10 protein-coding genes are annotated in these 11,873 nt (G+C 45.1%); 6 read left to right on the plus strand and 4 right to left on the minus strand.

Annotation, left to right across the window (positions count from 1 at the left end; all coding sequences use genetic code 11):
* Nucleotides 1-214: 214 nt before the first annotated feature.
* Nucleotides 215-2,449 carry an IPT/TIG domain-containing protein gene (locus DP923_RS06440; RefSeq protein ID WP_112305032.1) on the plus strand — a complete coding sequence of 745 codons (2,235 nt, stop codon included), beginning with the start codon at nucleotides 215-217 and terminating at the stop codon, nucleotides 2,447-2,449.
* 167 nt (nucleotides 2,450-2,616) lie between these two features.
* Here the strand turns inward: DP923_RS06440 and DP923_RS06445 are convergent, their stop codons facing one another.
* Complete coding sequence (locus DP923_RS06445) at nucleotides 2,617-3,222, minus strand: pseudouridine synthase (RefSeq protein WP_112305033.1); 606 nt, start codon at nucleotides 3,220-3,222, stop codon at nucleotides 2,617-2,619.
* Between the two features lie 315 nt (nucleotides 3,223-3,537).
* Between DP923_RS06445 and DP923_RS06450 the strand changes: the two genes are divergently transcribed.
* Genes DP923_RS06450 through DP923_RS06460 form a run of 3 tightly spaced genes read left to right on the plus strand, consistent with a single transcriptional unit; the run spans nucleotide 3,538 to nucleotide 5,342 of the window.
* Entirely contained in the window at nucleotides 3,538-4,125 is a 588-nt protein-coding gene (locus DP923_RS06450) for a carboxymuconolactone decarboxylase family protein (protein ID WP_112305034.1), read from the plus strand.
* 24 nt (nucleotides 4,126-4,149) lie between these two features.
* Nucleotides 4,150-4,962, plus strand: a complete 813-nt coding sequence (locus DP923_RS06455) for a hypothetical protein (RefSeq protein ID WP_112305035.1) — start codon at nucleotides 4,150-4,152, stop codon at nucleotides 4,960-4,962.
* A 17-nt stretch (nucleotides 4,963-4,979) separates the two neighbouring features.
* Nucleotides 4,980-5,342, plus strand: coding sequence for a response regulator (locus DP923_RS06460; RefSeq protein WP_112305036.1), 363 nt, complete (start codon nucleotides 4,980-4,982; stop codon nucleotides 5,340-5,342).
* Between the two features lie 274 nt (nucleotides 5,343-5,616).
* Here the strand turns inward: DP923_RS06460 and DP923_RS06465 are convergent, their stop codons facing one another.
* Together DP923_RS06465 and DP923_RS06470 are read right to left on the minus strand one after the other, a co-directional pair.
* The gene (locus DP923_RS06465) at nucleotides 5,617-7,104 is read right to left on the minus strand and encodes an N-acyl-D-amino-acid deacylase family protein (protein WP_112305037.1); all 1,488 of its coding nucleotides are present in this window, start codon (nucleotides 7,102-7,104) and stop codon (nucleotides 5,617-5,619) included.
* A gap of 261 nt (nucleotides 7,105-7,365) precedes the next feature.
* Nucleotides 7,366-8,817 carry an RtcB family protein gene (locus DP923_RS06470; RefSeq protein WP_112305038.1) on the minus strand — a complete coding sequence of 484 codons (1,452 nt, stop codon included), beginning with the start codon at nucleotides 8,815-8,817 and terminating at the stop codon, nucleotides 7,366-7,368.
* 158 nt (nucleotides 8,818-8,975) lie between these two features.
* Between DP923_RS06470 and DP923_RS16660 the strand changes: the two genes are divergently transcribed.
* Nucleotides 8,976-9,146, plus strand: a complete 171-nt coding sequence (locus DP923_RS16660; protein ID WP_165838157.1) for a hypothetical protein — start codon at nucleotides 8,976-8,978, stop codon at nucleotides 9,144-9,146.
* A 208-nt stretch (nucleotides 9,147-9,354) separates the two neighbouring features.
* Here DP923_RS16660 and DP923_RS06475 read toward each other — a convergent pair whose 3' ends face one another.
* Complete coding sequence (locus DP923_RS06475) at nucleotides 9,355-9,747, minus strand: hypothetical protein (protein ID WP_112305039.1); 393 nt, start codon at nucleotides 9,745-9,747, stop codon at nucleotides 9,355-9,357.
* Nucleotides 9,748-10,303: 556 nt separating this feature from the next.
* On the opposite strand from DP923_RS06475, the gene DP923_RS06480 reads away from it, so the two are divergent.
* Nucleotides 10,304-11,854 carry a GAF domain-containing protein gene (locus DP923_RS06480; protein WP_112305040.1) on the plus strand — a complete coding sequence of 517 codons (1,551 nt, stop codon included), beginning with the start codon at nucleotides 10,304-10,306 and terminating at the stop codon, nucleotides 11,852-11,854.
* Nucleotides 11,855-11,873: the final 19 nt, after the last annotated feature.

An 11,873-nucleotide genomic window follows, 5' to 3' on the forward strand; every position in this document is an offset into this window, starting at 1 on the left:
AGGCTTCCTGAAAATTCAAGACTAAGTATGACTGAAACAGCCCACCCTTCACCTGCTTTCCTGCCTAACCGGAAAGTATCGAGAACAACAGCTTCCCCACAAACAACTTCACAATTTTTGATAATATAAACTGGCAGCACCGTATAAAAACAGCTGTTAATGTACAGGTTAGCTTAAAAACTCAGCCCGGTCAACATCTTCTAAACCCAATTATATGAAAACAACTTTTACTCTTTCACATTTCATTTTCAACGCCAACGCTTTAAAAAACAGGTTACACTACTTCGTGTTAGCCTTCGTGCTGGTAGCTGCAACTTATACAGGTGCGCAGGCGCAGACCAAACTATGGGATAAAACCTATGGCGGCAACGATTACGATGACCTCCAGAAAATGGTAGCCTTGCCAGACGGTGGTTTTTTGCTTGCCGGCGATTCATACTCCGGTAAAAGTGGTGATAAAACACAGCCGTTGATGGCCCCTTGCAGCGAGTACGAAGGTTGTAAAAACGATTTCTGGATCATCAGGACAGATGCCAACGGCAAAAAGCTGTGGGATAAAACCATCGGCACAACCAATTTCGAAAGCTTCACTTATGATAACCTAACCACTGTAGTAGCCACTCCCGACGGAGGCTTTCTGCTGGGCGGTTCCACCCAATACGACTGGTACGATTCCAATTACCTGGTTATTAAGATCGATGCAAACGGCAACAAGCTGTGGGAAAAGCAATATGGCGGCACAGATACAGATGAGCTTCGTGCCATTGTCGCTACGCCGGATGGCGGATTTATGCTGGCAGGTTCTTCGGTATCAAGTATAGGCCGCGATAAAACAGCCAACAACAAAAGCGGGGTATGCGACTCTTTTGATGGTAACTGCCCTTTTGATAACTGGTTGGTGAAGATAGATGCGAAAGGAAACAAAGTATGGGATAAAACTATTGGGGGCGCAAACAGCGACGATCTGGCAACGATTGTGGCTACCCCGGATGGCGGTTACCTGTTAGGAGGAACATCGGGCTCCTCTAAATCAGGAGATAAATCGGAAGCACGTGTGGGCGGCGCCTGCGACGAATATGGCAATTGTCCCCTCGATTATTGGGTGGTGAAAGTAGATGCGACCGGCAAAAAAGTATGGGATAAAACCATTGGCAGTACGAATAATGATAACCTGAATGCGCTTACACTGGCAACTGACGGTAGTTTTTTAGTAAGCGGAACATCAACTACAGGTAAAGGCGAAAGTATAACCCATACCATCTGGACAGTTAAGTTAACCAATACAGGAGCCAAAGTATGGGAGCAGCATTTTAAGAAAGAAGCAGGTGCTAAATTTGCAGCGCAAGTGGCTACAAAGGATGGCGGCTACCTTTTAGGCGGCTCTTATTATACAACGGAGTGTGAAGACTACACCGAATTTTGCAGCGACGATTACTGGGTTATAAAGCTATCTGCAACGGGAGCGAAGCAGTGGGAAAAAGCCATAAAAGGTAATTCAGGCGACATACTTTCTACGATGATCGCTACCAACGATGGGCATTATCTTTTAGGAGGCCGGTCGGTATCTGGTGCAGGCAATGACAAATCTGAAACGAATAGGGGCCAGGCCGATTACTGGGTTGTAAAACTTAGCGGTACTGTTACTGAGCCGGCTCCGCAAATCGCTTCTTTCTCGCCGGGCGCGGGTTTGCCTGGTGCTAAAGTGACCATTACAGGAGCTAATCTGGGATCGGCCACTTCGGTATTATTTAATGGCGTAGCTGCTAAGTTTAAAGTTATCAGCAAGACCACCTTAGAAACACTGGTTCCGGCAACAGCCAAATCAGGTAGAATTCAGGTTAAAACGGCAGGTGGCAGTAGCATCAGTAAAAATACCTTTACCGTATTGCAGCCAAGCATTGTGAAAATTAACCCGATGGCAGCTAAAGTGGGCAGTACCGTGTTAGTTACAGGCACGCATTTAAATACAGCCAAAGAAGTTTCGATTAATGGGACTTTAGCTAAAAGCTTTACGGTTTACAAAAATAATGTACTTAAAATTACTGTGCCTAAGGGTGCTACTACAGGTAAGGTAAGTATAATCTTGGCCGGCGGCGCAAAAGTAACCAGCACACGCGATCTGAAAATCATCAAAGCCACTGTAAATGCGCTGGCTGTTACCACCGAGCCTACCGAAATTGTTGCTTATCCAAATCCGTTTAGTACAAGCGTAACCATATGCTTAACCCTCGTAAAACCTGAAAATGTGCATATGGTTGTGTACAACAGCGCAGGGCATATTATAAGATCGGTTGCGTTTGGTAAGCTGGAAGCAGGTTCGCAACGCCTCCTTTGGGACGGTACCAATAACCAGGGCAACCTGGTAACAGACGGAATTTATTTTTATAAGCTCACGGCTAACGGCAACGTAACAACCGGAAGGCTTTTAAAAAGTAATTCGGCCAGGTAACAAAGTATAAATTCTCGATTAAAACTGAAAGTCCGGGGCATGCTATATACGTAGTGTGCCCCGGACTTTTTATACTTTAGAGCCAGAGTAAAAGGAAAGAATAAAACAGTAGAGAGCTGGGGTAAAGTTGTTTTATACTAAAGCTGTGAACTATAATAAAGTATACTTCACAGCTTTATTTCTGAATGTATAGCTGTTGTTAAACCGAATGTAGCAGCAAAATCTTCGGTTTCGCATACCTGGCCGGGCTCCAGCTTGTCCAGGATTATACTTCCGATGCGCACGCGTATTAACCGCAGGGTCGGGAAGCCAACCGAGGCTGTCATTTTACGAACCTGCCTGTTTTTTCCTTCTGTTAACGTAATCGAAACCCAGCTGGTGGGCCCATGCCGGTCGTCGCGTATTTTGCGGCTCCGCTCCGGAAAGTCAGGGGCCTGATCCAGCTTAAAAGCCTTGCACTGCCTGGTGTTATACTTAATGCCTTCAAAGCCAATTTCGACGCTTTTTTGCAATTGCTCAATCGCTTCCGGCGTTATAATCCCGTCTACCTGTGCGTAGTATTCTTTCTCCACTTTATTGCTCCGCACCAGTTCGCTTAATTTGCCATTGGTGGTAAGCAGGAGTAAGCCTTCGCTGTCTTCATCCAATCTCCCAATCGCCATCGTGCCTTCCGGAAAAGCATACAGGTCGCCAAGTAGCTTCTTTCTTTTTACATTGGTAACAAACTGGCTGATGTACCCATAGGGCTTATGAAGTATAAAATGTCTGTGCATCTGGTAACAAGTAATGTGGTGGCAAATCAGTGGGTGTAGCGGTAGCCTTTCAATTTAAAAACCAGCTTAAAATTAATTATTTAAAGTATAACCCGCCGCTAAACCGGTTATAAAAGCGATTTATTTCTGCCTGAGATTAAAGAGCTAAGCTATAACCTGTGGTTAAACTTTAATAGAATAACCCTAAAGTATACTTTACTGTTAAATTGTATAATTTTATATATTTGTTATTTAAAATATAGATGTTAAAATATGATTTTGCTGGATTAGCAAGTACCTTTGTCACAATAAGAAATTGCACTATAAATCAAAATAATGGATACGATTGCTACACTAGCGGAGCCGCGTTTTAAAATTGTAACATATGATGAAGCTACGCCGGAGGTAAAAGCTATTTACGAAGATACGATGCAGTCGCTGCAACTGCCATTCATACTTAACTGGTTTAAATGCCAGGGTAGCAACGCTACTTTGTTGCGCGGCAACTGGGCTAAGCTAAAGTCCACTTTGCTGGAGGGCCAGGTTCCTAACATCCTGAAGCAACTTATCATCTACAACGTATCCAAGCAACGCGGCTGTAATTATTGCGCACAGGCGCACGGCATTTTTGCAGATAGCATGAGTTCGTTAATAAGCAGCGAAGAAAACTTCAGGGTTACGCAGCACATGGATTCAGCCGTATTGCCAAACAGCTACAAAACTGCTATCCGTATGGCCTCTAAAGCAGCCCTGGATACAGCCTCTATCACAAACGAAGATTTTCAGGAGCTGAGCGAAGTTGGTTTTTCCGATGCCGAAATTCAGGAGTTAATGGCGCAGGCCGATCTGGTGAACATGTTGAATACGATCGCGACCGTATCGGGCATCAGACTGGATAACGAGCTACTGGAAGCAGAATTTTAATCTCTGCTTACAACAACAGCTGCCGTGCTCAACTCCGAAGATCAGGTTAACAGAATTACATACGAGGCTTTTTCCAAGTTCTCGAATGCACTTATCCGTTGCCGGTCCTTTGAAGAAGTAGGAGAGTGCCTGAAACTTAACCTGAAGTATTTGTTTAACTTCCATGTGTTAAGAGCCAGTTATACGCGCGGAAGCCAGCATGTACATATTACTGTAAAGGCCAACCATGCTGCCATCTGCCTGATAGGTAAGCCTGATTTGCTGGCATATGAAAAAACGCTGCTCGCAAAGGGAATCCCCTTGTATTGGAAAGCAGGAGAACTACCTGCGTTGCCGGCAGTTTTTGATTTGCCAGCCCAGGAACAGGCAGAACTCTGGGGCTGGCTTTTTAAAAGTGATGGCCGTCAGATTGTGGTATCCTTGCTGGCAGGCAATAGCAAGCCCTTTACACGCCGCGAAGTTACGTTTGTAAAGCTGGTAGCCGAAACACTGGAATCGAAATTACTGGAGCTTTGCCTGTACCGCGAACTGGATGAGAAAAATGCGATGATCTTATCCATTAACCAGCACCAACAGGAAATAATTACCAGCAGAACACGCGAAATCGCCGATAAAAATAAAAAGCTATTGGATATCTCGATTCTGAATGCGCATGATGTGCGGGAACCGTTAAGCAGAATTATGGGGTTATTGTCTTTGGTAGATCATGTAAAATCTCCGGACTACCTTAAAGCAGAAATACTGCCTCGCCTTAAAACATCTTCCTCTGACCTGGATGCGGCTCTGAAAGATGTTATAGCGCAGGCAACTAACGATTTACTTGACCTAAAAGCATAGCGCTTAGCTATACAAGTATGATAAACAAAATTGTATTGGTTGATGATATGGAAATCAGCAACTTTATTACTTCCAGTATTGCCAAAACCATAGACCCCAGTCTTTCTGTTTATGAGTTTACTGATGCAGAAGTTGCACTAAACGAAATAACTGACATTAACCCTGATGTGGTGTTGCTGGACCTGAACATGCCAGGTATGGACGGGTGGGAGTTTCTGGATGAAATGTCGGCTCGTAACCTGAATTTTAAAGTATTTATACTTACCTCTTCTACCAGCGAACTGGATAAACGCCGCTCTACGGCATACGCGCAGGTTGCTGGATTCCTGGTAAAACCAATGGAAGAAGAAGTATTAACACAGCTTTTACAAAGCGCTTAAGTAGAGTTTCTTGTTTTTCTAAGCTTAAAACTATCAGGAAAATATCCATCAGAACTTCGGCTGCGCTTACTGCAATTTTTAACGGCAAGCTGCCGCAGGTACAAGTAATAAAAAGGGGAAAGCGAAGTATAAACGCTTTCCCCTTTTTATTAAGTATACTTTTCAGTAATCTAAAGATTTACGATTTAGCAAGTATAGCTGCAATCAGAATACCTACAACAGCAGGTTAAATTATATAAAGCAAACTATTAGGCTGCCAAGTATAGAGCAGCATTTATAAAGCCTTTGGCTTTCTTAACATAGTTCCCGCACGTTCTTTACTGAACTGTTCGCCTTCTTTCACAATTTGCCCATTCACAATTACATACATGAAGCCGGTGGCAAGTTGCTGGGCGTTTTCGAACGTAGCGTTTTCCTTTATTTCTGCCGGATCAAAAATCAGAAGATCAGCTTTGAAACCATCCTGTATTTTGCCTCGGTCGGTTATGCCAATGGTGTCTGCGGGCAATCCGGTCATCTTTCGGATTCCTTCTTCAAGTGGCAACAACTGTTTTTTCAGCACATACGTCTCAATCATTTTAGCAAAGGAGCCGAAGCTGCGCGGGTGGTTCATGGCGGGGCTTCCGTCGGTGCAAAGCATGGTATGCGGGTCCAGCAGCAGGGTTTCCTGCAGGTCGTCGTCCATGATAAAGTAAGCGCCAAATGCTCCGTATGGCCCGATATCTTCCAGCAGTACCTCCTCAAAAGGTTTATTCAGTTCCTCGGAAAGTTGTTTAAGTGTTTTGCTTTTGTAAGGGCCTGTTCCGATCATGGTAGCATCCGGCCCGTTGCGGTGCTCTATTTTGTTTTTCAGGAAGGTTAGTAATTCGTCGCGCCTTGTTTGTTTTACTTCCTCGTAATTGTTCGGTTTTTTTGCCCACTCCGGAAACAGGATCTCAATGGAAGTATAACTGGCAGAGTAGGGGTAAAAGTCGGCTGTTACTTGTATACCCTTTGCCCGGGCATCGTTTAACTGTTTTCTGATTTCTTCGCCACGCGCTTTGCCTTTGCCATACACCACTTTTATATGCGATATCTGAACCGGACAGTGTTTGCCCTGCGTGAGCAATTCTGCAATGGCTGGTTGTATGGTGGCATCGTCTTCGCTGCGCATGTGGCTCATGATTAAACCATTGGCAGCGCCTACGGTTTTGGCCAATCTTTCCAGTTCTGCTGAATGTGTATGGAGTCCGGGATTATACTCGAGTCCGGTGGTCATGCCGAAGCAGCCATTCTCCATATCCAGCTTCAGCAGCCGCTCCATTTCGAGCAGGTTTTCTTCTGTTGGGATGGGTTCGTACCTGGTCCCGGAAAGCATCCGGATGGTGTTGTGGCCGGCAAACATGGCAATGTTCACATCTGGCCTGATCGCCTCTACCTGCGTCATCCATTCCTGCAAGGGCTGGCCGGATTGGTAAGAATCTTCACCCAGATCGGGGGCAAAACCATCCTGGCCCAGGCAAATGGTGGTTACACCCATCGCCAAGAAATTCTTGAATTCCGGGTTTTTAAGCGGTTCTCCGTGGGCGTGTGCATCTATAAAACCCGGGGTTACAACCAGTCCGGTTGCGTCAATGGTTCTGTGGGCAGTTGCTTGTTCTTTGGGGATTTCGCCTTTGTCTATGGTGATCGTGTTCGCTGCTACCCAGATATCAGCCTGAAAAGGAGCAGCACCGGTACCATCTATGATAAGAGCGTTTTGTATATGTAAATCGTAAGTCATCTAGGATCAAAGTATAAATCAGGTTTGGTACAGCAAATAAGCGCTTTTTTCAGAACTTCAATAAAAAAACTGGCTATACCTGCAGTACCAAAGCATAAAGTTATACGAATGGCGATAAGGGGAGTAAAGATGTGTTTGTAAGATAAAGTTGCTGATTTCCAGATACTTTATACTTGCTAAAGCCATCGGTTTTAATTATTGGTTTGAACGATAAACCCCATTAGCCAAGCAGTTACCTTTTCGTTTACAAAGTATAAATTGTTAATCTACTTCCACATACTTTTTATCTTCGTTCATCCGTACGATTTTTGGATAGAACGTACCCACTACTTCTACCAGATCTTTTTGATACGCCATTACCTGGTGGATGTCTTTATAAGCCCGTGGAGCTTCGTCTAATCCGGCCCCGATCAGGGCTACATTTGCCTGCTTTAAGTAGTCGCTCATTTCGTGCTGCGAGAGCGTTTTTATTGCCTGTGTTCTGGACATGGTTCTGCCAGCCCCATGTGAGGCAGAATTAAGCGAGGCAATTTCGCCTTTGCCTCTTACAATAAAGCCGGGTGTTGCCATTGTGCCGGGTATAATCCCCATCACGCCTTTGCCAGCCGGTGTGGCGCCTTTCCGGTGTACGATCACTTCCTTGCCTGTTGCATCTTTTTCTTTCCAGGCAAAATTGTGGTGGTTTTCGATGCGGGCAAGGGGCGCTTCTCCGAGTTTGGCAGCCAGGCGTTCGTGTATCTGGTGGTGGCAGGCAGAGGCGTAATCACCGGCCAGGTTCATGGCCAGCCAGTATTCCTGACCGGCTTCGGTATCGAGGCCGAGCCATGCCAGGTGTTTGGCCTCCTGTGGCAGCGGGCACGCATCCATTGCTACTTTTGTATAGTAACCGGCAATGTTGGCACCTAACCTCCTGGAGCCCGAGTGCGAAAGTATGGCCAGGTAACTTCCGGGTTTCAATCCAAATTCATTATCGGCACCGTGCAGCTCCACTTCCCCGAACTCAACAAAATGATTGCCACCGCCCGAACTGCCTAATTGCATGTAAGCGCGTTCCTTCAGTTCGCGCACCACCGGTATTTCAGAAAACTCGGGCCGGCTCATTATTTCATGGTCCATTGGTTTCTTAAAGGCATTGTTGCCAAACCGGGTACTGTCGGTAAGCATTTTAATCAGTTTGTCGCGGTTGGCTTCAAGATAGCTGGTGTTGATCGCAAAGATGCTCATGCTCATACGGCAGCCAATATCCACCCCTACGCCATACGGAATAACAGCATGGTGTGTGGCCAGCACGCCGCCTACGGGTAACCCGTAACCCTGGTGGGCATCGGGCATTAAGGCGCCGCCTTGCGTTACAGGCAGCTGCATGGCAATATCCATCTGGCTTAAAGCGCCTTGTTCTATCCCTTCCGCACCGTAAATAGTATATGGTAACTTGGTTTCGTTCAGGCTGATAGGCGCACTTTCTTTGCGGTGCAGTATGGCCTGGGCAAGTGGCGCCAGGGTAGCGTGCAACTGGTATTGGTCCGGCGCAGCGAGTACATCCTGCAGCAGTTCGATCTGATGAAGGCGGGGCAGTTCCGTAAAATAAGTATGAATGATGTTGAGTGCAGTACCTGTGGGCTTGCCCGACGGAAAGCCGAGTTTTACCAGATCCTGTGCAGTCAGCTTACCGGTAAGGTTAGGCCGTCCTTTTTTAATTTTTTTCTGTTTCATAGTGATACCTGTTAAGCGAAGTATACTTTACGGTACCGGCTAACGACAAGGACATACCTTTTTTTTAAGATCTGAACAACAAACCTTAGAAGAAAAATGAAATTATAGGTGCGGTAAAAAAGTTATGTACATATTGCTACCAGAAATTTAAAAAAGCCATGACTGAAGAAGAATTTGCCCACCGTTACGTACATGCCCTGGATACGGTGCTGGAAGCGCTGGCCGAAAATGAAGAAATTGCTCCTGAAAAATTTTACAGTGTGGCTTGTCTTATAGAAAATCTGCGGTTCTTTAGCCCGGTGCTCTATGCCACTCTCCTTAAAAAATAAGCGGTTTGCCCGCATTATTATTTGTATTGAAAGTATGAAATCAAAGTATAAAACAGGATTAAAACCTGCCGTTGTTGGTGTTTTTACCGCCAACTATACGTTAGCCTGATGGGGGTGCTTGCCAGTGAAAACACACAGCTATGGCAGCCGGAATAGTTTTCTTTATCGCTGTCAACTTTAAAGTATCAACGTAGCGTCTTAAGTTCTTTTAACTGCCCAGCCAGTTAATGGCTTCATCCTTATCATTAAAATTCTGGACGTTGCAAATGCCTTGCAGCGCTTCTGCTACTTTTTCAGCAGCATACTCCCGGAAACCCTGTCCGGTAGTCAGGCGTGCAAACCTTTCGAGGCGTGTATCCATCAGGTCTTTTGTAAACTGATCTAAAATCATTTCGTATTCAGCTGGATCAAGCGTTACAACTGATTTTGTAGAATCAGCGAGGACTTTCTTCACATCGTAGCTCCGGATCGTGTTGATTACTTCGCCAAGTATAAACTTAAGTTCGGGAGAGCTGAATTCATAAATATCAGGCCACTCTACGTACAAAATATCTGTTGCCGGGTTATACTCCAGCTTTAAAAATTTACTAGGTATAATCATTTAGATTTATCCTGTTTAATGGATGCCTGTAAATATAGTAAAAACAGTAGTATGAAGGTTATTGGAGTAGCAAAAGCCAACTGACCGAAACTATTTTAAGCACTAACGAAGTATAAATCAGCTTGTATATAAAAAATAGGATATTTGCTTTAGCTGAAATTATGTAGCAGAATGCCATGTTTTTTTTCAAAAAATGTATCTTGCATGTACGAAATTAGCTTTGTGTTACTTTAACCGGGATTGCGGTAGTATAAGCGGCAATTGTTTTACCCTCAATTATATCCGAAAACTCTATTTTGGAAAGTATATAAAGTTTGTGAAAGTATAAACAATAGCATGTTTGTACAGGTTATAATTCGTAAAGCAATGGTTCTTGTACTTTGATCGTTGTACAGGATACAACTTTATTACCACATTAATTAGTAAAGCAGTGCAGGCTTTTTTATCGTTGATTCTTACCCAGTTCCGGTAGCCGTTTGGTTAATCAGAGATTGTAAAGCAACCCAGAAATTTAGAAGATAGAACGCCTTCCGGGCAATACAATTTCAGAGAAAGAATGGAGCAGAAGACAGCACCCCTAAACGTAACCATCGAAAAGAATTACGATTCCGAATTATGCGGAAGCATTCCTTTACACTTAGTTAATCTTATTCAGCCGCATGGCATGTTGCTGGTACTTGATAAAGTTGATTATACCATTATCCAGGTAAGTGAAAATGCTGACAGGTTTCTGCACCTGCAGGCGGAGCAATTGCTGTCGCAGCCGCTTTCCGTTTTTATACCTGAGAACCAGTACCGCGAGGTGCTTCGTAAAATAAAATCACAGGGCATACACGATAAGATTCCGTTTACATTAACCTTTAATGTAGGTGGCAACGATGTGGTTTTCACGACGCTTATACTGGTGCATGAAAATTATATCCTGGTTGAAATGGAACTGAGCGACCCGTCGGAGCAGGAATCATTCACCAGCTTTTACCAGCACATCAAATACATCACAACACTTTTAAAACAAGCCGTTTCTATAAAGGAAGTGGCACAGGTGGCAACCGACGAACTCAAGAAGTTTACCAGCTTTGATAAAGTAATGGTCTACCAGTTCGACCCAAACTGGAACGGCATCGTGATCGGGCAGGCCAAAGAAGACGATATGGATGATTACATGGACCTTCGGTTTCCGGCCTCCGATGTGCCTAAGCAGGCACGCGAACTATACTTTAAAAACCCGTACCGCCTGATCCCGACGCGCAGTTACACACCGGTACGTTTGGTGCCGATTATCAACCCGAAAACACAACGCTTTACCGATCTTTCGGATTGCAGCCTCCGCAGCGTAGCCAATGTGCACCTGGAGTACCTGGCCAACATGAAAGTAGATGCTTCCATGTCGTTGCCTATTATTATCGATAACAAGCTTTGGGGTTTGATCTCGTGCCACCATAAAACGGCCAAGTATACCAGCTACGAAATGCGCTCCGCTATGGAACTGGTATCAGGTATACTTTCGGCCCAACTGGAAGCACGCCAGAAAGAAGAGAACATGGGCCTCCGGGTAAAGTTACGAAGTATACATGCCTCCTTAATGGAGCAATTGTACAGCAGTTCAAGCTTCGCGGATGGCCTTCTGGAAGGGAATGTAGACATACAGCAACTGCTGGATTTAAGCGGTGCCGCTGTTATGTTTGAAGGAAATATCTGGACGAGTGGCGATACCCCCACCGATCAGGAAATTAAGGAGCTTGTATCTTGGTTGCGGCGCAACAAAGCAAACGGGCAGTTTGCCACGGCATCGCTTCCAACGGTGTACCCGCACAGCAAACGCTACATGGATAAGGCAAGCGGCCTGATCGCGATGCCTATTAACGCCGAGCAGGGAGAATTTATACTTGGCTTCCGGCCGGAAGTGCAGCAGACGCTGCAATGGGGGGGCGACCCGAATAACGCCATCCAAATGGAGCAGGACGGAAAAAGTTATCATCCGAGAAACTCCTTTGCCACTTACATCGAGACTGTGAAGTATACTTCTCTTCCCTGGCAGCAGGAAGAAGAGGATGCAGCCGAAACATTACGCAGCGCTGTCCTGGAAAAAATTATCAAGGAAAGATAACAGCAGGTATAACCCGCTA

The sequence above is a fragment of the Pontibacter arcticus genome, from assembly GCF_003284895.1.
GTDB lineage: Bacteria > Bacteroidota > Bacteroidia > Cytophagales > Hymenobacteraceae > Pontibacter > Pontibacter arcticus.